Origin of the sequence: Synechococcus sp. Lug-A, from assembly GCF_024345655.1 — a bacterium.
Classification (GTDB): Bacteria; Cyanobacteriota; Cyanobacteriia; order PCC-6307; family Cyanobiaceae; genus MW101C3.
In genome coordinates, this window is the sequence record NZ_JAGQBN010000001.1 from 18,574 (window position 1) to 37,924 (window position 19,351).

Below are 19,351 nucleotides of genomic sequence, written 5' to 3' on the forward strand. Positions count from 1 at the left end.
CAGGCTCAGGCCAGGGCAGGGATCGGCGGCAGGACGGGTCCGAGGAAAAGGCGGTAGGCGGGGTTGTCGGTCTCGTCCCAGTAGCGGTAGCCCAGCCCTTCGAGAAAGGTGTGCCAGGCGGCATTGTCTTCCGGTTCCACCTGCACCCCCACCACGATCCGCCCCACGTCGGCGCCCTGGTTGCGGTAGTGGAAGATGCTGATCGACCAGTTGGGGTGCAAGGCGTTGACAAACGCCATCAAGGCGCCCGGCCGTTCCGGGAACTCGAAGCGGTAGAGCAGTTCCTGGCGCAGTTCCTGCCCCTCGCCGCTGAAGCCCTGGGGACGGCGGCCCCCCACCATGTGGCGCAGATGCAGCTTCGCCAGCTCGTTGCCGCTGAGGTCGAGGCAGGGGAAGCCACTCGCCTGCAGCTGGGCGATCAGGCCGGCCGTGTCGTCGGCGCCGCTGATCTGAACCCCCAGGAAGATGTGCGCCAGCTTCGGGTCTGCCATCCGGTAGCTGAATTCCGTGAGGCTGCGGGAACCCAGCAGCTCGCACAGCTGCCGCAGGCTGCCGGCCCGCTCCGGGATCTCCACGGCCACCATCGCTTCGCGCGCCTCGCCCAGCTCGGCCCGCTCGGCCACGAAACGCAGGCGGTCGAAATTCATGTTGGCGCCGCAGGCCACCGCCACCAAGGTGCGTCCCTGCAGCTGGCGGCGCTGCACGTCTGCCTTCATGCCGGCGATCGCCAGGGCGCCGGCCGGCTCCAGAATCGAGCGGGTGTCTTCGAAGACGTCCTTGATCGCTGCGCAGATCTCGTCGGTCGTCACCGTCACCATGGCATCCACGTGCTGCTGGGCAAGAGCGAAGGTGTGTTCACCCACCTCCCGCACCGCAACCCCATCGGCGAACAGGCCCACCGTCTCCAGGCGGATGCGTCGGCCGGCCGCCAGGGAGCGGGCCATGGCGTCAGCATCCACCGGCTCCACACCGATCACCTCCACCTCCGGCCACACACTTTTCACATAGGCGGCGATGCCGGCGATGAGGCCGCCGCCGCCCACCGCCACGTAGATCGCATCGGGGGGTGAGGAGCACTGGCGCAGGATCTCCAGGCCGATCGTTCCCTGGCCGGCGATCACCTCAGGGTCGTCGAAAGGGTGGATGAAGGTGAGGCCCGCCTCCCGCGCGCGGCGCCGGGCTTCCAGGCAGGCCTCGTCATAGGTGTCGCCGTGGAGCACCACCGCGGCCCCGAGCGCGGCAACAGCGCGCACCTTCATCTCCGGGGTGGTGAGCGGCATCACGATCACGGCCCGGCAGCCGAGGCGGCCCGCCGCCAGCGCCACACCCTGCGCGTGGTTGCCCGCACTGGCGGCGATCACCCCCCGTTCCAGCTCCTCGGCGGTGAGGTGGGTCATGCGGTTGTAAGCACCGCGCAGCTTGAACGAGAACACCGGCTGGAGGTCCTCCCGTTTGAGCAGCACGTGGTTGCCGATGCGGCGCGAGAGATTGGGCGCCGGGTCGAGCGGCGACTCGATCGCCACGTCGTAGACGCGGGCACGCAGGATCCGCTGGAGGTAATCGCTCATTGACCCAGTGTGACAAGGGCCGGCCGGTGGCTGGCTGCAGACCGCTCAACCTCGATCTGGAGGCCGTTCACAGGCGGCTCACTCCCTCAGCACTCGCCTTCCCCTGCCCATTGGTGACCATTGCCGCCAACCGGCGGGAGGGGGAACGTAGATTGACCTGTACTGAACAGGCCGGGGCATGCATCTCAGCGAGCTGAGCCATCCCAATCAGTTGCATGGGCTCAGCGTCGCCGAGCTGGAAGGCATCGCGAGGCAGATCAGAGAGCGCCACCTGGAGGTGGTCTCCAGCAGCGGCGGCCACCTGGGCCCCGGCCTGGGGGTGGTCGAACTCACCCTCGCCCTCTACCAAACCCTGGATCTCGACCACGACAAAGTGGTGTGGGACGTGGGCCACCAGGCCTATCCCCACAAGCTGGTCACCGGCCGCTACCTCCGCTTCAACACCCTGCGTCAGCAGGGTGGCGTGGCCGGCTATCTGAAGCGCAGCGAGAGCCGTTTCGATGCCTTCGGCGCCGGCCATGCCTCCACCAGCATCTCGGCAGCCCTGGGCATGGCCCTGGCCCGCGATCGGCGCGGCGAGGATTTCAAGTGCGTGGCGGTGATCGGCGATGGCGCCCTCACCGGCGGCATGGCGCTGGAGGCGATCAACCATGCCGGCCACCTGCCGCACACCCGGCTGCTGGTGGTGCTGAACGACAACGACATGTCGATCTCACCACCAGTAGGTGCGCTCTCCACATACCTCAACCGCATGCGGCTGAGCCCGCCGCTGCAGTTTCTCTCCGGCAGCGCTGAAGAGGCGGTGAAGCACCTGCCCTTCATGCACGGCGAGCTGCCACCTGAGCTCAAGACCCTCAAAGAGAGCATGAAGCGGCTCTCGGTGCCCAAGGTGGGCGCGGTGTTCGAAGAGCTGGGCTTCACCTACATGGGCCCGGTCGACGGCCACGACATCGCCGGGATGATGCGCACCTTCCAGGCGGCACACCGCTGCGAAGGCCCGGTGCTCGTGCATGTGGTCACCACCAAGGGCAAGGGGTACCCCTACGCCGAGGCCGATCAGGTGGCCTATCACGCCCAGTCGGCTTTCGATCTGAAAACCGGCAAGGCCTACCCCTCCAGCAAGCCGAAGCCACCCAGCTACAGCAAGGTGTTCGGCCAGACGCTGGTGAAGATCTGCGAGCTCGACCCCACCGTGGTGGGCATCACGGCCGCCATGGCCACCGGCACCGGCCTCGATCTGCTGGAAAAGGCACTCCCCGACCAGTACTTCGACGTCGGTATCGCCGAGCAGCACGCCGTCACCATGGCGGCGGGCATGGCCTGCAACGGCGTCAAGCCTGTGGTGGCGATCTACAGCACCTTCCTGCAGCGCGCCTACGACCAGCTCATCCACGATGTCGGCATCCAGAACCTGCCGGTCACCTTCGTGCTCGACCGCGCCGGCATCGTCGGTGCCGACGGCCCCACCCACCAGGGCCAGTACGACATCAGCTACCTGCGCGCCGTACCCAACTTCACGGTGATGGCGCCCAAAGATGAAGCCGAGCTCCAGCGCATGCTGGTCACGGCGATCGCCCATACCGGCCCCACCGCGATCCGATTCCCCCGGGGCGAAGGCGAAGGGGTGCCGCTGGTGGAAGAAGGCTGGGAGCCGATCGCCATCGGCCGTGGCGAACAGCTCGCCGATGGCGACGACCTGCTGATCGTGGCTTATGGCGCCATGGTCTACCCGGCCATGGCCACCGCAGGGCTGCTTCAGGAGCAGGGTGTGCGGGCGGCCGTCGTCAATGCCCGCTTCCTGCGCCCTCTCGACGACTCCCTGATCGTGCCCCTGGCCCAGCGCATCGGCCGCGTGGTCACCATGGAAGAAGGCGCTCTTCCCGGTGGCTTCGGCGCTGCCGTGGTGGAAGCCCTCAACGACAACGACGTGCTGGTGCCGGTGCTGCGCATCGGCATTCCAGATGTGCTGGTGGATCACGCCAGCCCCGACCAGAGCAAGCAGGCGCTGGGGCTCACCCCGCCGCAGATGGCCACCCGCATCCTGCAGCGCTTTCAACTCGGCGTGCTGCGCCAGCCACTCACGGTCTGAATCGCGCCTTGAGCTCAAGCGAACGGCTGCGCTGCCAGGTGCTGGTGGTGGGCTGCGGACCGGCGGGCGGAGAGTTGGCCCGGGGCCTGGCCCGCAGCGGCGTGGATGTGCTGGTGGTGGATGCCCTGCCGGATCTACGGACGCGTGCCTTCAGCAGCGCCGCGCTACCGCTGCAGGCGATCGAACGCTTCGGTCTGCCGCCGGAGGTGGTGGCCAGCCGCTGGACCGGTTGGCAGCTGTTCGGCCCCGGCGACGACCAGCGCCATTGGAGCCAGGAGCAACCACTAGGGGCCGTGCTCGACTTCGGGGCCCTGCGCCACTGGCTGGGGCTGCAGGCCAGTGGCTGGGGAGCTCGCCTTGCGTTGGGCCTGCGGGCGAAGCGCTGCGACGCGGTGGGCGATCGCCTGCGCACTTCGTTGGTCGGGGCGTCAGGTGCTCTGGTGGAGGTGGAGAGCGACTGGGTGGTGGACGCCAGTGGCCAGGGGCGAGCCTTGATCGGTGACCCTCCCCCCAGCCGCGATCCGCTGGTGCGTGGGGTGGGGGTGGAATGGCTGCTGCAGGTGCCGGAGCCGCTCTGGCGCCGCTGGAGCAACCGGCTCAGCTTCTGCCTCGGCTCCCAGTGGATGCCCCAGGGCTACGGCTGGGTGTTTCCCATGCAGCCCGGCCTGTTGAAACTGGGTGTGTGCCGCCTGGAAGATCCTCGCCGCCAGGGAACTCAACCGGCCCTTGGCACCTGCCTGCAGCAGTTGCAGCGCCGCTGGCTGCTACAGGAGGCAGAGGTGGTGGATCGGCACGGCGGTGTGATCCGCAGCTCGGTACGTCGCCGGGAACCCCACCGCCGCGGCAGGTTGCTGGGCCTGGGCGATGCCATCAGCACCGCCAACCTGCTGGGCGGTGAGGGAATTCGCCACGCCATGGCAAGTGGCCGCCTGCTGGTACCGGCGCTGGTAGAGGCGTTGGCCGGCAACGAACGGCCGCTGGACCGCTACCCAGGCCAACTCAAGCGCATGCTGGGCTGGCGTTGGAGCCTGAGCGGCAGGTTGGCCCAACGCACCTGGCTTGGCCTGGTGGACGAGCGGGGAGACCGCAGACTTTCAGCTCTGCTGCACGGCCTCGAGCAGACCGCTGCCGCCGGCGATCTCTCCGCGCTGTTGTTCCACTACCGCTTCGAGCGTTACGGGGGGCGGATGCTCCCCTACCTGCTGGGGTGGCGCTGAAGCGCCACCCACACGGCCCTTGAACTCAGAGCACACCCCGGGAGGCCAGGCCCTGAATGGCGCCGATGCCGAAGATGTGGCCCAGGCTGGTGGTGGCCAGCAGGGAGGCATGGCTCAGGCCGCCGAAGAACTGCGGGCTGGGCAGCTGGGCGCCTTCGGAGGGGTACTTGATGGTGGCCTTGCCGATGCCGATGGCAATCACATTGCAGACAATCATCACCAGAGCCACTTTCGGTGACCAGGAAATCGAAGCGGGGGCAAGCGCGAGGAGCGGAGCGATCATCTTGGATCTGAAACCGACGCCCCATCTTCCGGGTGAACCACTCCATCCTCACCCGGGCGTAAAACTTGTTCATGGCCCTGAGGCGGTGGGCCGTCCGCGGAGGCGGTGCTGAAACCCAGCAACACCATCAGATTGGCCACGGTGAGGAAGGCCTCGGCAGCGCCATGCAAGGGGTCCACATCCGCCAGCTGCTGGCCAAAACGGAGTTCTGCCACCACCGCGGCCACGATCGTGACGGCCACGAACACCAGCGTGAACTGAAAGCCTCGCAAGGCCAGCGGCGGGAAGCGGCCGCTGCGCCCGGCCCAGCGAAGGAAGGCCAGGTAGGGCAGCAAAGAGAGCACGAACAGGGGCGCAGGATCCACAGCTGCCAGCGGTTGCAGCAACCAGAGGCCGTGGCGCCATCCATCCTGAACAGCGCCAACGGCCCCGCTCAGACCGGAGCTGCCTGCAGCGCTGGTGGCCATGACGAACGCATGGAAAGGGGCAGCAAGCTGATTGATGGAGTGGAGGGGGGCAGTGAGCAGAGCGATGACAGACAACGGAATGACAAGAAGCGGCATGATCTCCGTCAGGCCTGACGCGGAGACGGCAGCAACTGCCAGCCAGCTACCGCCAGTGCGATGTTGCCGACCAAGGTGGTGAAGGCCTGAAACACCACCAGGCCACGCAGAGCTTCGGTGTTGTCGAACAGGTGCCAGGTGCAGGCCGCCATGGCGCTCACAAGCGCAGGCAGCATGGCCAGGGCCAGCCAGCGCCACTGCGGTTCATGGCGCCGTTCCCCCCAGCGCACGATCGCTGCGATGGCGAGCATCCACTCCAGCACCGAGGCGATGTGGATCCACCAGGTGGGCAGCGAGAGCGCGTGCATCGGAGCGTCCGCTTGAGTGGCCTCATCATGAAGGAGCCCGCTGCGACCATGCCAGCGTTGGCAGTTTCGATCTCGCCCCTGCCTGCCGCGCCCCTGCCTGCCACGTCACTGGCAGCCCGACTGATGCCGACCCCCTGATGCCGAACCGTCCCCTGCTCTGCGGCTACTACGGCGAGCACAACCTCGGCGACGACGCCCTGCTCACCGCCTTGCTGGCGCAGCTGCCAGCGGGATGCGATCCACTCGTGACCGCATTCGATCGCGAGGAGGTGGAGCGCTGCTTCGGGGTGCGCACCGTAGACCGTCGGCGCCTGGCGTCGGTGTTGCAGGCCCTGGGTGGCTGCGATGCGCTGGTGCTGGGTGGCGGCAGCCTGCTGCAGGACGTCACCAGCTTCGGCAGCCTGATCTATTACACGGGACTGATCCTGCGGGCGCGCCTGGCTGGCCTGCCGGTGCTGCTTTGGGGACAGGGGCTGGGCCCACTGCGCCGCCGCCGCAGCCGCCTGCTGGTGCAGCGCCTGCTGCCTCTGGTGCAGGGGATCACCTGGCGGGATGCCGGTTCAGCGGCCCTGGCTGCTGAGTGGGGCGTGCAGGCGCCAGTGGGTAGTGATCCGGTGTGGTCGTTGCCGGCTCAGTGCTGGCAGGGGCCGGGCGGACCGATCGTGCTCTGCTGGCGCCCCACCAGGCTGCTCAATGACAGCGGCTGGGCCGTGCTGCTGCAGGCCCTTGACCAGGTGGCGCGCCGCCTGGACCGGCCGGTGCACTGGCTGCCCTTCCACCGGGAGCAGGACACGGGCTTGCTGCAGGAGTTGAAGGAGAGGAGCCTGTTGCCGCAGGGGCTTGAGGCCCGCAGCCGGGAGCTGCAGGTGAGGACTCCAGAGGAGGCCTGCGAGCAGTTCCATGGGGCCGCGCTGGTGGTGTCGATGCGGCTGCATGGCCTGATCCTGGCGGCCCTGGCAGGAGCCCCCTGCGCAGCACTCAGCTACGACCCCAAGGTGAGGAGGGCCGCTGATGCTCTCGCCTGCCCCTGCATCGATCTGGAAGCAACGGCCCTGGCGGCGCACCAGGCAGGACCCCTGGCGCAGAGCTGGCTGAGCGCTGCCGAGATTCCCCCGGCAGGAGCCACCATTGAGCAGTTGCGCCAGCAAACGGCAGTTCACGCTGCGTTGCTGCATCAGCAGCTGGGCTGACCACCGGCTTCGGCTCGCAGAACCGAAGGACGACGGCCCCGCGGCACGCATCAGAAGTGCTGCCACATCCGGCTGGCAACGGAATTGTTGGCAGGATCCGGCTCGAAGCACAGCTGTTTGCCGTCTGTGGCTCGCGGCCGGCTTGGCGAGTGGTTTGACTGGCAAGCCGGTGACCTTTGCCCCTCTCCGATGGACCGCGTGAAACTGCAGATCCTGCTCAGCGTGCTGATCCCGCTGGGGGCGATGGCCTACTGGCTGAGCACGCTCGGCTTCTTCGACAAGCCGTGAACCTGGCCGCGGAGGGTGGTCAGCGGCCAGTGACCGCAGCCTTCTAGTTGCTGGCAGGAGCGGCCATCGCCAGCGGGATGCGGGGCACCGGGAAGCCATTGCTGCCCAGCACATCCACGATCATGCGGTTGGTGTCGAAGTAGACCTGCCAGTAGTTGTCCGTATGGGTGTAAGGGCGAACGGCAAGTTTCGGGCCGCGCTCGGTGAACTCCAGCACCTCCACATCTGCCGGCATGCCGTCGTACTGGTTGGGAACGCTCTTGATGCCCTCCTTGAGCAGGGCCACGGCACGGGCCACATCGGCGCTGTTGTCGAGCTGGGCCACCAGTTCCACCCGCCGGAACGGATGCACGGAATAGTTCTGGATGTTGTCGCTGAAGAGCTTGCCGTTGGGAATGATATTGCGGACATTATCGGGAGAGAGCACCGAGCTCACGAACATGCCGATTTCCTCCACGGTGCCGGTGACGCCGGCGGCAGTGATGAAATCGCCCACGCTGAAGGGGCGGAAGACCTGCAGGAACACCCCGGCGGCGAAATTGCCCAGCATGCCGCTCCAGGCCGCGCCGATGGCCACGCCTGCACCGGCCAGCAGGGCGGCGAAGCTGGCCGTTTCAATGCCGAAGAAGCCAAGGATGGCCACCACCAGGATCACCCGCAGCACTGCCGCGAGGATGTTGAGCAGGTAAGACACCACCGTCGCGTCGAGGCTGCTGTGGCGCAGAGAGCTGCGCAACAGGCGCACGGCCAGGGTGATGAGCCAGCCGCCGGCAATCCAGAGGGCAACAGCGCCCACCAGCTTGAAGATGAACGGAACGACGATCGCAGTGATCAGGGCGAGGCTCTCAGGCACGGAGAGAGAATCGGGGTGCAGCAGAACGCTGCTGTTTCCTGAGCCTCACGTCAACCGAATGTTGAGGTCTTGGCACGGCGGGATGGAACGTACGACGTGCAGGGTGCAGCAGAGGCACTCTGCGTCCCTCTCACCAGATGCACGCAGCAGAACGCTCACCCCATGCTCGCTGCCGCAAGTTCAGCAGGTCCCCCCCGCCATCAGGTGGTAAGCGAACCGCTGGATAGCCCGCGAAGGCGCTCGAGTTCATCAAGCACTTCCTTGCTGTGGCCGCTGGGCCGCACGGCCACCCAGCGGGTCCGCAGTATCCCTTCAGGATCGATCAGGAACGTGTGACGCTGGGAAAAGGGCGGCAGCCAGGAGCCGTAACGCTGGCTCACCTTGCCGCCGGGGTCGGAAAGCAGCGGAAAGGCCAGTCCCTCGCTGTCGCAGAAGGCGGCGTGATCATCGAGTGCATCGGCGCTGATGCCCACCACCTCAGCCTGAAGGCTGTGGAAGCGGGCCAGATCGTTCTGAAAGCCTCTCGCTTCCAGCGTGCAACCGCCGGTGAAATCCTTGGGATAGAAGTAGAGCGCGAGCCAGCGGCCGCGGAAATCTTCAAGCCCGAGGGTGGTGGGTTCCAGCTGATCGGCCGTGAAGGCCGGCAAACGAAACGAAGGAGCTGGACGGTCGAGCTCCGGAAGGGTTCCACCCATCGCTGTGGCCGCACGCGGTCGGGCCAGCCATGCGGATACAAACAGGGCGGAACCCTGGAGGAGTCGTCGACGCTTCACCGAACCGGAACGTACCGGCTCAGATTTTGGCCAGGTTGATGCCCAGTTCGCGGGCGTAGGCGCCCAGACCCTTCTTCTGGATGGTGCGAAGGGTGCGGGTGGCCACGCGCAGCTTCACCCATCGGTTGCCTTCAGCCCACCACAGGCGACGCTCCTGCAGATTCACCTGCTGGAGCTTCTTGGTGCGCACGTGGGAATGGCTGACCGCCATGCCGTTGTTGGCACGCTTACCGGTGAGTTGGCAAACCCGGGACATGACGTTCAGCTGCTGAAAATGACAAACGGGCCAGGCCCGAAGGGGCGAATCTAGCAAAGGGGAGGCGAGGCCTCAGAGGCCCCTCTCCATGAGGCGACCCATCAGGTTGGAGCTGCGCTGCTGGAAGCCCGCCAGCTCGTTGGGTTCAAGGCCTCCCACCGAAAGGCGGGCCAGCTCGTAGATGTGACGGCTGAGGTCGTCGGCGAGCTGCTGGCTGGGGGAGCTGCCGCCACCGGTGATCACGGCGCCGGCGGACAGCTTGAGCAGCCCCTCCACCAGGGCATGGCGGCGGTTGATCAGCAACACGTGGTGGTCGGGCAGGCCGGGCAGACGTTGCTCCATGAAGGCGCCCATGTCATTGATGCGCCGCATCTGCTCCGGCAACAGGATCAAGGCCGCTGGGGCGTTGTCCCCCTTGAGGGCCTGCACCTGAATGGTCACCTTGTCGTTGGCGAGGGCCTGCTTGAACAGACTGCGCAGCTGCTCGGAGCTGTCCTTCCCCTGGGAATCGGTGAGCTCGCTCTCCTTCTCCTGGAGGCTGTCGTCGAGTTCGGCGTCAACGCGGTTGAAGGTGAGCTCCTCGTGGCGTGCCTCCAGCCAGGGGATGAACTGGGCATCGATCAGGGCATCGGCCAGGAGCACCTCGGCGCCCTGGCTCTGCCACAGGGCCAGCGCTCCGGCCTGGCCGGCCTCATCGGTGCAATAGAGGATGCGCTTGTCGTTCTCAGGAGCCAGCCGGCTGCGGTAGGCGGCGAGGGTGGTGAACGCCTTACCGCCCACGGCGATCGGCTCGGGGTCGGCGGCAGCGGCCGTGGTGCCGAACAGCACCAGATCGGCCACCTGCTCGGCGAACTTGTCGTCTTCCATGGCGCCGATCTTGATGAAAGGAGCGATGCCCTCCCAGATCTCGGCGTAGCGGGTCGGTTCGTCCTTCTGGAGCTGCTTGAGCCGGTCACCCACCTTCTTGGCCACAAAGCCACCGATCGAGCGCACGCGCCGGTCGGTCTGCAGAGCGGAGCGGCTGACGTTGAGGGGGATGTCGGGAGAGTCGATCACGCCGCGCAGCGGCAGCAGGTAGCGGGGCACCACCTCTTTGATCGAATCGCTGACGAACACCTGGTTGCAGTAAAGGCGAATTTCGCCTTTCTCCCAATCGCCCCGGCCTGTGAGTTTGGGGAAGTAGAGAATGCCTTGAAGGTTGTAGGGGTAGTCGGTGTTGAGGTGAACCCAGAGCAGGGGATCACCCTGGAAGGGGTAGAGATAGCGGTAGAGCTCGATGTAGTCGTTCTCGGTGAGGTCGCGGGCGCTCTGGCGCCACGGTGCCTGCCGCTTGTTGACCGTTTCGCCTTCCAACTGCACTTCCACCGGCAGGAAATCGCAGTAGGTGGTAATCAGCGAGCGAATGCGGGATGGCTCGATGTACTCCATCTCCTCCTCCTGCAGGTGCAGGATCACATCGGTGCCAGGCTCGGCGCGGTCGCCCGATTCGAGGCTGAAGTTGGGGGAGCCGTCGCAGCTCCAGCGCACAGCCTCGGATTCGGGGCGTGCGCTCAGGCTCACCAGCTCCACCTTTGCCGCCACCATGAAGCTGGAGTAGAAGCCAAGGCCAAAATGGCCGATGATGGCGTCGTCTTCCCGTTTGTATTTCTCCAGGAACTCCTCGGCGCTGGAGAAGGCCACCTGGTTGATGTAGCGCTTCACCTCATCGGCCGTCATGCCGATGCCGTTGTCGCTGATGGTGAGGGTCTTGGCTTCGCGATCGATGCGGATCTGAATCCGGCCTTCCTCACCCTCGCTGCAATCTCCAGCCATCGCTGCCATGCGGCGCTTGCTGATGGCATCCACCCCATTGCTCACCAGCTCCCGCAGGAACACCTCATGGCCGGAATACACGGCCTTCTTGATGATCGGGAAGATGTTCTCGGTGTGGATCTGAATCTGGCCCTGTTCCAGCACCGTCATGGCAGTTGAGTCACTGACGCGACCTTAGGGATCCCCCTGGACGGGCTCAAGCCGTGGCAGGGAGGGGTCTCCGAACCCCTGGTGTGGTGGCAAGGGCATCGCGGGCGGCGCGGGCGCCATTGACGCGTGCCAAGCGCATGGAAGGGGAGACACCAGTGCAGGTCCAGGTCCTGGCCGCGCCTTGCATGGGTGCTTGCGCCTACCCCTTGGGCACGCTGTGGCGGCCTGCCGGTTGCTCTGCCATGCGGAGCCAAGCAGCACCAGGCGACGCTTTGGAGCAGGGATGGTCAGCCGCCTGCGATGGCCATCTGAACGGATGAAGTGGGCAGCCGGATGGACCTTGCAAGGGGGGATATTCGTCAGCGCTGAGATTGCTTTCACCGGCCACAAGCCAACGGGGATCTGATTCCTTCTTGCCTGGCATGGGATGAGCGCGGAGCCTTACGCGGAGCATCGAGCCATCTGGAGGGATACAGAGCAACATCCCTGCGGATAGGAGCATGGATGGTCCGGACAGATGGCAAGCTGATGAAGACTCTTTCGCTGCCGACGGATCCGGTCCATAGCCAGTCGTTGGTGCATCAGCCGTCTTTAGCTCCAACCACACGTTGTGGCCACGCACTCAACAGCAACAGCCCAGTCAGCAGCTCAGGCATCGCTCTGAGCGGATGCTGAATGCCCTGGTGGGAATACACACCTCGGCGCATGAGGGCGGAGTTCGTTGCTCCATTCCGCTCAAAGCCCGGCAAACCACTCGTAGCCGTTGTCTTCCCAGGTGCCACGCCGCAACGGGTCGAGTGAGCTGATCACCTCAAGCCCCAAGACCCATTTACTGAGCTTGTAGCCCAGCTTGATCGGCGAGGCGAGGCGCAGGGGGGCACCATTGGCCACCGGCAGCGGCGCACCGTTCATGCCGGTGGCCAGCAGGGTCTGGGGATGCAGAGCCGAGGCGATGTCCCAGGTGGTGAAGAACTGATCGGCGGATTCGATCGCCACGTAGCCGCCCAGGCTGGAAAATCCAGCCAGTGCCAGCACATCGGCGAGGCGCACCCCCGACCAGCACACGATTGCCGCCCAACCCTCCACGCACACATGGCGGATGGTGATCTCGTGCTGGGGCAGAGCGGCCAGATCGGCCAGATTCAACTGCAGCGGCTGGCGCACCAGCCCATCCACGCGCAACCGGTAGCGCGCAGGATCCAGCCGCGGCACACCGTTGAAGCTGTTCACCAGCAGCGCCGCAGGATCCACCTGATCCCGGCGAAACTCGGGCACCTTGCCCTTCCCCTGCAGCAACGCTTCAAGACGCTCGTTCAACGGCTGCGTAGCCTTTCCCACCTGTTCGCTGAAGCGATTGAGAGCGCACCCGCCCAGCAGCAAAGGAGCCCCACCGCTGTAACCCAGGCCTAGCAATTGCCGGCGGGTCAGCCAGGGGCTCTGCGGTGTCAAGCGAGCATGGAGCGCCAGAGCCGCCATCCTCCGACGCGCCAGGAGAGGGTGGCATGGGCCAGGGTGAGGATAGCGATGGCGGGAATCGTGGCCAGGTGAGCCACACGCAAGGTGTGCCAGCTGGTGGCACCGAACAGTTCCCCGAAGCTGAACAGGCCCGACAGCCACCAGAACTGAGCCGGCTTGTACATCGCCAGGCCCGTCATCAGCGCAAAGGCCAGCAGAACAAGCATCAAGGTGTAGATCAGGCGATGCGCCGCCAGGCGTCGCCTGGCCAGATTCGAACTCGCGTTCAGCGTGGCCAGATCGCTGCTCTGCGCCAGCCGGTCGCGGCGCCGCTGGATCAGCAGGGCGATCCAGAGTCCAAGGTTCAAGGCGCAGAGGCCCATGAAGCCGAAGTGCCAGTCGCGGCCGCCGGCCAGCCAACCGCCCAGGGTGAACAGCTCCGGCACTGTGGCGCCGCCACGACCACCGAACACGGGATGGGCGTTGTAAATCTGCAGACCGCTGGCAGCCATCACCAGAAACACCACCAGGTTGAACCCGTGGAAGGCCCGCGTCCAGAGCGGATGCCGATGGCGGGAGGGTGACACCTCAGCTGCGACGCTGCTCGGCCGGCCGCTCCTCCGGCACGATCGCCCCCTCCACCGGGCACACCTGCAGGCAGATGCCGCAGTCGATGCAGGTGTCGAATTCGATCCAGTAAAAGGGGGTGCCTTTGCTGTTGGCTCCCGAGCCCGGCTTGATGCAGGCCACGGGACAGGCATCCACGCAATCGGCCACGCCCTCGCAGACATCGGTGAGGATCGTGTGGGCCATGACGGGGCGGGCGCAAGCGTGGCGCGATCCTAGAAATCCGCCAGGCCCTGCTCCGGCTCAGCCAAGCCACTCCAGCCCTTGGCTGTCGCGGCTGAAGGCGACCGCCTCCGCCTCAGCGTGCGAGCCGAGCGGCTCCGGCAGCAGCTCGGCAGCGCGGCCCTGAGCATGGAGCTGATCGAGCCGTTCCAGGGCAGAAGCGAGTCTGTCGGGGTGGCTGTAGGCCACCAGCAGCGGGCGCTCCGCCAGCCTGGTCGCTTCCTTGTTGCCGGGGGTGCCGTTGAGCAGCTCGCGGATGTCTTCGATCGAAAAGGCGAAACCCACACCGGCGGCCAGGGCCGCATCGGCGCAGAAGCGACCCACCAGGGCGTCGTAGCGGCCGCCGCTGGCCACATCCACCGGTGCCGCCGCACCGCGACACACCAGCTTGAGCACGATGCCGTCGTAGAGATCGAAGTGGGGCTGGAAGCTGGGATCCAGCTGCAGTTGCACCCCAAGGCGCTCGGCCGCTGGGCGCACCAGCTCCAGCGTGGTGGCCAGCTCCGTCAGCAGTGGGCTGGACCCCAGGTGCCGCTCCAGTTCCTTCAGCACCCAGGCCGGTTCGCCGCGCAGGCGCAGCAGGGCCTGCAGCTGCGCCTGTTCCGCAGGCTCCAGCGGAATGGCAGCCAGGGCCAGCGGATCGAAGCCCGTGAGGGCACGGCGACAGGCAGTGCGGTGCTGGGAAGGCAAGCGTTCGAGCAAGGTGCTGAGCAGCCCGTGGTGGCCCACCAGCAGCTGGGGTTCATGGCTGGGCTCCAACCCGATCGTTTCGGTGCAGGCCAGCAGCAGGCGGATCAGCTCCACATCGGCGGAGGCCGTGGGCACCCCGAGCAGCTCCACACCGCTCTGCAGTTGCTCACTGATGCGTTGCCCGCCCGCATCACCCACGAGGGCGCGGAAGGTGGGCCCTTCCGCCCAGAGGCGCAGCGGCCGTGGGCGCGCAGCCATGCGGGTGGAGGCCGCCCGGGCGATTGAGGCCGTGAACTCAGGCCGCAGGCCCAGCGGTTCTTCCGCCGCCAGGCGCACCACGTCCTGCTCAGCGATGCCGCCACCGGCCTGCAGCGTGTCGAGCCGTTCCACCGACGGGGGCGCCACCTCCTGGTAACCCCAGAGCCGATAGACCTCCGCCAGGCGCTCGCGCAGGCGCCGGTTGCCGCCCACCTGGACGGGATTGAGATCCCTGGCGCCGGCGGCGGGTTGCAGGGCCATGGGAAATCAGAGGAAAGTGAAGGGGAGCGGCTGGATCCTATGGAGCGGTGTGGGGCCCGCTCAGAGCTCGGGAGCGCCGAACAACGCGCCTGGCAACGGCCGGCACTGGGCCAACCCATCCATCAGGGCGCGATGCAGGCCGGGGGTGGTGGCGATCAGCCGCCCGTCGGCCAGCACCAACGGCGTGCCGTCGTAGGCACTGACGATGCCTCCCGCCTGCTCCACCAGCACCACGCCGGCGGCCAGATCCCACGGGGAAAGGCCGCGCTCCCAGTAACCATCGAGTCGGCCGGCCGCCACGAAGGCCAGATCCACGGCGGCAGCCCCGCCGCGGCGCACCCCATGGCTGCGGTGGGTGAACCAGCAGAACTCGGTGTAGTTGGTGTCGGGTTGGGTGGTGCGGTCGTAGGCAAAGCCTGTGACAAGCAGTGAGGCGGAGAGCTCGGTGCAGCCGCTCACCTGGATCGGCTGGTCGTTGCACCAGGCGCCCAGGCCAGGCGCCGCCCAGTAGTGCTCCGCCAGAGCCGGCACTTCGATTGCCCCCAGCAGCGGCGTGCCCCGCCAGGTGAGACCCACCGAGGTGGCGAACAGCGGGAAGGAGTGGGCGAAGTTGGTGGTGCCATCGAGCGGGTCCACGCACCACTCCAGGTCGGAGCGGGTGGCACTGTGGCCGCTCTCTTCCGCAAGCACGGCCACACCGGCACTCTCAGCGGCGAGCACAGCGAGCACCGCCTGCTCAGCCGCCAGGTCGGCCTCGGTGACCAGATCCCCGGCGCGGCCCTTCTCCCGGATCTGGCGCAGCTTGCCGAAATGACGCGTGAGCTCGGCGCCACCGGCGGCGGCAGCCCGGCGGGCCACCCCGGCCAGACGCTCCAGGTCCCCAGCGCTGAGGCCCGAGGCCTGCAGAGCCTGCTGGGAAAGACAGGGATGGCCGGCGGCCGGTGGCTGGAGGCTGATGGTCATGGCTGGGGAGTCATGGCTGGGCGTTTATGGCTGAAGGGGCATGGCTGGCGGCTCACTCCTCTTCGATCGGCAGGCCGGGGCGAATGCGGCCACGTCCGAAGTGGCGGCCGAACTGCAGGTCGTAGACCTCATCCTCATCCTGGGTTTCCACCTCCAGGGGACCGGTGGCGCGGGCCACGCAGAGCAGGCCATAGCCGCGCTTGCGCAGCTCCTGCGAGAGGCCGAGCGCTTCGCGCTGATCGATCTCACCCGAGAGCACCCGCACGGCGCAGGCCGTGCAGCAGCCATTGCGGCAGCTGAACGGCAGCGGCTGGCCCTGCTGCTCAAAGCTGCGCAGCACGTACTCCCCCTCCGGTACATCCAGCCGGATCACCCTGTTCTGCTGGCGCCAGTGCACCGTGATCGGAAAACGCTTGGTCATCGCCTGACGTGAACCACAAACGGCCTGCTGCTACATTGCCACCTGCCCCATGACAGCCGCTGGAGAGGTGGCCGAGTGGTCGAAGGCGCAGCACTGGAAATGCTGTATAGGGGCAACTCTATCGAGGGTTCGAATCCCTCCCTCTCCGTCCAGATTCACCAAGACCGGCCTTAGCGCCGGTCTTTTTTTGTAGCTGCGAGGAGAGGCCCAACGGCGCACAACTGATCAGGCGCTGCTCGAACCAGACCATTCATTTCAAATGAAAATCACCAATCAGTTCGCGACCGGGTAGGCCGCGAACCAATTGAGTGAATCTGCCTGTGCAGGCAGCAGACCAAGGGAGTGAAGCCGCGTGTTGATCAGCCGAAACGGCCGGTCACATAGTCCTGGGTGGCCTGTTGCACCGGAGCGTTGAAGATGCGCTCGGTGTCGTTGAACTCCACCAGATAGCCCACCTTGCCGCTGCCGCCTTCCACGGCTTCAGCGTTGAAGAAGGCGGTCTGATCAGAGACCCGAACCGCCTGCTGCATGTTGTGGGTGACGATCACGATCGAGAAGGACTTTTTGAGCTCGTGCATCAACTCCTCGATCTTCAAAGTGGAGATCGGGTCAAGCGCTGAGCAGGGTTCGTCCATCAGGATCACCTCAGGCTCCACCGCAATTGCGCGCGCGATACACAGGCGCTGCTGCTGACCGCCGGAAAGGGCATTGCCGCTCTCCTTGAGCTTGTCCTTGGTTTCATCCCAGATGAAGGCCTTGCGCAGGGAGCGCTCCACCAGCTCATCCATGTCGCCCTTGTAGCCATTAATCCGGGCACCGAAGGCGATGTTTTCGTAGATCGATTTGGGGAAGGGGTTCGGCTTCTGGAACACCATGCCGATGCGCCGCCTCACTTCCACCGGATCCACCTCCTTGGCATAGATGTCCTGGGAGTCGAACACCACCCGTCCCTTTAACGTACAGCCCTCGATCAGATCGTTCATGCGGTTGAGGGCTCGCAACACGGTGGACTTGCCGCAACCCGAGGGTCCGATGAAGGCCGTGACCTTGCCAGCGGGAATCTCCATGTGAACGTTCCGCACCGCCTCGAAGCTGCCGTAGCTGATCGTGACGTCCTCAAGGGCCAGACAGGTGCTGGGAGCCGGTGTCGATTGCAGGGTCGAGGTCATGGGATCAAGGAGGGGTGGGATCGAAGGCGAAGAGAGGTGGAGGGAAGGGCCGCTGCCGGCTTACTTGGAAGCGAAGCGGCGCAGCCAGCGGGCAAAGAGATTCGCCGCGAGGATCATCACCACAAGCACGAACGAAGCGGCCCAGGCCAGTTCGTTCTGAGCCTCGAACGGCATGATCGCAAAGTTGAAGATCAACACCGACATGGTGGCGATCGGGTTGAAGAGGCCCTCCGGCCAGAAGGGAGAGAAGAGGGCTGTGAAGATCAGCGGTGCGGTTTCACCGGCCGCCCTGGCGATTGCCAGAACCACCCCGGTGGCAATCGGCGTGAAGGCACTGGGCAGCGTGATGCGGGTGACGGTCACGAACTTGGAGGCGCCCACGCCGATGGCCCCCCAGGTGAGCTCGCGAGGAACCAGCTTGAGACCCTCATCGGTGGTTTTGATCACCGTCGGCAACATCAGCACCGCCAGAGCGATACCGCCGGCCGCCGCTGAATACGACTGACCGAAGAAGATCCGCGTTGCCACGATCGCGCCATACACGAACACACCAGCGATGATCGAAGGAACACCGGCAAGAATGTCGTTGCCGACGCGAATGAACTGCGCAAACCAGCCTCCCTTGGAGTATTCGGCCAGGAACACCCCTCCACCCACACCCACCGGGATGGCGATCAGCGAGGCAATGAACGTCACCGTGACGGTGCCGATCAGGGCGTTACCGATGCCGCCTCCTTCCAGACCCGGTGCCGGCGGCAACTGGGTGAACAGGCTGATGCTGATCAGGCGTCCACCCTGAAGCAACACATAGAGGAGAACGAGCACCAAGGGCAGCACCGCAATGGTGCTGAACAAGCCAGCCAGGGCTGTCAAAGATTGATCCAGCCGGTTGCGCTTCAGGGAGGGGTTGAAGCGAAGCGACTTTGAAGCGGCAGGAAAGGCGGTGGTCATGGGATTCAGTATTTAAGGCTGAGTTTCTTGATGATCCACTGCGCAATGATGTTGACCGTCAAGGTGAGCACCATCAGAATCAAAGCGGCGTAGAGAAGCGCCGAAACCTGCACCCCATCGGCTTCGCCAAACTGGTTGGCCAGCATCGAAGCGATGGTGTTGCCAGGTGCCAGCAAGGAAAAACTGAAATTGTTCGAGTTACCGATGATCATGGTGACGGCCATGGTTTCGCCCATGGCCCGTCCGAGCGCGAGCATGATCCCGCCCATGATCGAAGACACTGCGGCCGGAAGGATGACGTTGAGAATCGCCACCCACCTTGTGCTGCCCACCCCATAGGCTCCCTGGCGCAGTTCCGTGGGAACCTGGTTGAGGGCGTCCCGTGAAATCGACGTGATGATCGGCAGAATCATCACCACCAGAATGATGATCGCCGGCGCCATGCCCGGCCCCTGGGGCGGAGAGTTGAAGATCGGCAGCCAGCCCAGCGTGTCGTAAATGAATTGCAGAAAGGGCCGCACGAACGGCTCCATCACGAAGATGGCCCACAAGCCCAGCACCACCGAGGGAATGGCGGCGAGCAGCTCCACCATCACCCCGATCACCTCGCGCCAGCGCAGGGGAATGAGATTTTCAGTGATGAAGATGGCGGTACCGACCCCGAGCGGGACGGCAATCACCAGCGCCATGATCGAAGACACCAAAGTGCCATAAATGGCCGTGAACGCCCCATATTCGTTGTCAACGGGGTTCCAGCTGGAGGTGGTCAGGAAAGAGAGGCCAAACTCATGCATCGCCTCCCTAGCACCCTGGAAAACAGTGACGAAAATCGCCAGCAGGGTAATCGCAACAAAGGAGGCAAGTACGATCGTGAGGTTGCGAAAACCACTGTCGATCAGGCGATCTGACGCTGGCCTGCGCCGCAACGTGAATTGATCTTTGTGGGGCGCAGATGTCATTGATCGTGGGCGCGGGAGGACGGTC

The 19,351-nt window shown here is 65.6% G+C and carries 20 protein-coding genes and 1 tRNA gene; 4 read left to right on the forward strand and 17 right to left on the reverse strand.

Going from position 1 to position 19,351, the window contains the following annotated elements; translation table 11 throughout:
* Positions 1-5: 5 nt before the first annotated feature.
* Entirely contained in the window at positions 6-1,568 is a 1,563-nt protein-coding gene (gene ilvA, locus KBY86_RS00115) for a threonine ammonia-lyase, biosynthetic (protein WP_094510500.1), read from the reverse strand.
* A gap of 178 nt (positions 1,569-1,746) precedes the next feature.
* Here ilvA and dxs point away from each other — a divergent pair, with 178 nt between their 5' ends.
* Both dxs and KBY86_RS00125 read left to right on the forward strand, forming a co-directional pair.
* Entirely contained in the window at positions 1,747-3,657 is a 1,911-nt protein-coding gene (gene dxs, locus KBY86_RS00120; RefSeq protein WP_094510499.1) for a 1-deoxy-D-xylulose-5-phosphate synthase, read from the forward strand.
* A gap of 8 nt (positions 3,658-3,665) precedes the next feature.
* Entirely contained in the window at positions 3,666-4,874 is a 1,209-nt protein-coding gene (locus KBY86_RS00125; RefSeq protein WP_255139702.1) for an NAD(P)/FAD-dependent oxidoreductase, read from the forward strand.
* A 25-nt stretch (positions 4,875-4,899) separates the two neighbouring features.
* Here KBY86_RS00125 and psaK read toward each other — a convergent pair whose 3' ends face one another.
* The 3 genes from psaK to KBY86_RS00140 all read right to left on the reverse strand — a co-directional run bounded on the left by psaK (position 4,900) and on the right by KBY86_RS00140 (position 6,028).
* The gene (gene psaK, locus KBY86_RS00130) at positions 4,900-5,157 is read right to left on the reverse strand and encodes a photosystem I reaction center subunit PsaK (protein ID WP_094510498.1); all 258 of its coding nucleotides are present in this window, start codon (positions 5,155-5,157) and stop codon (positions 4,900-4,902) included.
* Positions 5,154-5,624 (reverse strand): DUF3593 domain-containing protein, encoded by a 471-nt coding sequence (locus KBY86_RS00135; protein WP_315855820.1) that lies wholly within the window; start codon positions 5,622-5,624, stop codon positions 5,154-5,156. Before KBY86_RS00135 ends, psaK begins: the two co-directional genes overlap by 4 nt.
* A 104-nt stretch (positions 5,625-5,728) precedes the next feature.
* The gene (locus tag KBY86_RS00140; RefSeq protein ID WP_255100908.1) at positions 5,729-6,028 is read right to left on the reverse strand and encodes a DUF2499 domain-containing protein; all 300 of its coding nucleotides are present in this window, start codon (positions 6,026-6,028) and stop codon (positions 5,729-5,731) included.
* Positions 6,029-6,165: 137 nt separating this feature from the next.
* On the opposite strand from KBY86_RS00140, the gene csaB reads away from it, so the two are divergent.
* On the forward strand, positions 6,166-7,218 hold the full coding sequence (gene csaB, locus KBY86_RS00145; RefSeq protein ID WP_255139703.1) for a polysaccharide pyruvyl transferase CsaB: 1,053 nt from the start codon (positions 6,166-6,168) through the stop codon (positions 7,216-7,218).
* A 331-nt stretch (positions 7,219-7,549) separates the two neighbouring features.
* On the opposite strand, the gene KBY86_RS00150 is transcribed toward csaB, so the two are convergent.
* The 10 genes from KBY86_RS00150 to KBY86_RS00195 form a co-directional block, all read right to left on the reverse strand.
* Complete coding sequence (locus KBY86_RS00150; RefSeq protein ID WP_094510495.1) at positions 7,550-8,359, reverse strand: mechanosensitive ion channel family protein; 810 nt, start codon at positions 8,357-8,359, stop codon at positions 7,550-7,552.
* Positions 8,360-8,559: 200 nt separating this feature from the next.
* Positions 8,560-9,132 (reverse strand): peroxiredoxin, encoded by a 573-nt coding sequence (locus KBY86_RS00155; RefSeq protein WP_255139704.1) that lies wholly within the window; start codon positions 9,130-9,132, stop codon positions 8,560-8,562.
* A gap of 19 nt (positions 9,133-9,151) precedes the next feature.
* The gene (gene rpmB / locus KBY86_RS00160) at positions 9,152-9,388 is read right to left on the reverse strand and encodes a 50S ribosomal protein L28 (protein WP_094510493.1); all 237 of its coding nucleotides are present in this window, start codon (positions 9,386-9,388) and stop codon (positions 9,152-9,154) included.
* 72 nt (positions 9,389-9,460) lie between these two features.
* Positions 9,461-11,350 carry a molecular chaperone HtpG gene (htpG, locus tag KBY86_RS00165; RefSeq protein ID WP_094510492.1) on the reverse strand — a complete coding sequence of 630 codons (1,890 nt, stop codon included), beginning with the start codon at positions 11,348-11,350 and terminating at the stop codon, positions 9,461-9,463.
* Between the two features lie 735 nt (positions 11,351-12,085).
* On the reverse strand, positions 12,086-12,667 hold the full coding sequence (locus KBY86_RS00170) for a molybdopterin-dependent oxidoreductase (RefSeq protein WP_255139705.1): 582 nt from the start codon (positions 12,665-12,667) through the stop codon (positions 12,086-12,088).
* Between the two features lie 128 nt (positions 12,668-12,795).
* Positions 12,796-13,392, reverse strand: coding sequence for a cytochrome b/b6 domain-containing protein (locus tag KBY86_RS00175; protein WP_255100904.1), 597 nt, complete (start codon positions 13,390-13,392; stop codon positions 12,796-12,798).
* A 1-nt stretch (position 13,393) separates the two neighbouring features.
* Complete coding sequence (locus KBY86_RS00180) at positions 13,394-13,618, reverse strand: ferredoxin family protein (protein WP_094510489.1); 225 nt, start codon at positions 13,616-13,618, stop codon at positions 13,394-13,396.
* 57 nt (positions 13,619-13,675) lie between these two features.
* Positions 13,676-14,863 carry an ATP phosphoribosyltransferase regulatory subunit gene (locus KBY86_RS00185; RefSeq protein ID WP_255139706.1) on the reverse strand — a complete coding sequence of 396 codons (1,188 nt, stop codon included), beginning with the start codon at positions 14,861-14,863 and terminating at the stop codon, positions 13,676-13,678.
* A 60-nt stretch (positions 14,864-14,923) separates the two neighbouring features.
* Positions 14,924-15,826, reverse strand: a complete 903-nt coding sequence (locus tag KBY86_RS00190) for an inositol monophosphatase family protein (protein ID WP_255139707.1) — start codon at positions 15,824-15,826, stop codon at positions 14,924-14,926.
* Positions 15,827-15,878: 52 nt separating this feature from the next.
* Positions 15,879-16,247 (reverse strand): 2Fe-2S iron-sulfur cluster-binding protein, encoded by a 369-nt coding sequence (locus KBY86_RS00195; RefSeq protein WP_255100902.1) that lies wholly within the window; start codon positions 16,245-16,247, stop codon positions 15,879-15,881.
* Positions 16,248-16,308: 61 nt separating this feature from the next.
* Between KBY86_RS00195 and KBY86_RS00200 the strand changes: the two genes are divergently transcribed.
* Positions 16,309-16,395, forward strand: a tRNA-Ser gene (locus KBY86_RS00200).
* Between the two features lie 211 nt (positions 16,396-16,606).
* Here the strand turns inward: KBY86_RS00200 and pstB are convergent.
* From pstB to pstC, 3 genes are read right to left on the reverse strand one after another with little or no spacing between them, the layout of a single operon-like run.
* On the reverse strand, positions 16,607-17,416 hold the full coding sequence (pstB, locus tag KBY86_RS00205; protein ID WP_255139708.1) for a phosphate ABC transporter ATP-binding protein PstB: 810 nt from the start codon (positions 17,414-17,416) through the stop codon (positions 16,607-16,609).
* A gap of 60 nt (positions 17,417-17,476) precedes the next feature.
* Positions 17,477-18,367 (reverse strand): phosphate ABC transporter permease PstA, encoded by an 891-nt coding sequence (gene pstA, locus KBY86_RS00210; protein WP_094510484.1) that lies wholly within the window; start codon positions 18,365-18,367, stop codon positions 17,477-17,479.
* Between the two features lie 5 nt (positions 18,368-18,372).
* Complete coding sequence (gene pstC / locus KBY86_RS00215) at positions 18,373-19,326, reverse strand: phosphate ABC transporter permease subunit PstC (RefSeq protein WP_255139710.1); 954 nt, start codon at positions 19,324-19,326, stop codon at positions 18,373-18,375.
* Positions 19,327-19,351: the final 25 nt, after the last annotated feature.

Bases quoted from the DNA above. Each gene is read 5' to 3' on its own strand.
- psaK (WP_094510498.1), bottom strand. From the start codon at position 5,157: ATGATCGCTCCGCTCCTCGCGCTTGCCCCCGCTTCGATTTCCTGGTCA.
- pstB (WP_255139708.1), bottom strand. From the start codon at position 17,416: ATGACCTCGACCCTGCAATCGACACCGGCTCCCAGCACCTGTCTGGCC.
- pstA (WP_094510484.1), bottom strand. From the start codon at position 18,367: ATGACCACCGCCTTTCCTGCCGCTTCAAAGTCGCTTCGCTTCAACCCC.
- KBY86_RS00180 (WP_094510489.1), bottom strand. From the start codon at position 13,618: ATGGCCCACACGATCCTCACCGATGTCTGCGAGGGCGTGGCCGATTGC.
- csaB (WP_255139703.1), top strand. From the start codon at position 6,166: ATGCCGAACCGTCCCCTGCTCTGCGGCTACTACGGCGAGCACAACCTC.
- KBY86_RS00135 (WP_315855820.1), bottom strand. From the start codon at position 5,624: ATGGCCACCAGCGCTGCAGGCAGCTCCGGTCTGAGCGGGGCCGTTGGC.
- KBY86_RS00195 (WP_255100902.1), bottom strand. From the start codon at position 16,247: ATGACCAAGCGTTTTCCGATCACGGTGCACTGGCGCCAGCAGAACAGG.
- KBY86_RS00140 (WP_255100908.1), bottom strand. From the start codon at position 6,028: ATGCACGCGCTCTCGCTGCCCACCTGGTGGATCCACATCGCCTCGGTG.
- rpmB (WP_094510493.1), bottom strand. From the start codon at position 9,388: ATGTCCCGGGTTTGCCAACTCACCGGTAAGCGTGCCAACAACGGCATG.
- pstC (WP_255139710.1), bottom strand. From the start codon at position 19,326: ATGACATCTGCGCCCCACAAAGATCAATTCACGTTGCGGCGCAGGCCA.
- KBY86_RS00190 (WP_255139707.1), bottom strand. From the start codon at position 15,826: ATGACCATCAGCCTCCAGCCACCGGCCGCCGGCCATCCCTGTCTTTCC.
- htpG (WP_094510492.1), bottom strand. From the start codon at position 11,350: ATGACGGTGCTGGAACAGGGCCAGATTCAGATCCACACCGAGAACATC.
- ilvA (WP_094510500.1), bottom strand. From the start codon at position 1,568: ATGAGCGATTACCTCCAGCGGATCCTGCGTGCCCGCGTCTACGACGTG.
- KBY86_RS00185 (WP_255139706.1), bottom strand. From the start codon at position 14,863: ATGGCCCTGCAACCCGCCGCCGGCGCCAGGGATCTCAATCCCGTCCAG.
- dxs (WP_094510499.1), top strand. From the start codon at position 1,747: ATGCATCTCAGCGAGCTGAGCCATCCCAATCAGTTGCATGGGCTCAGC.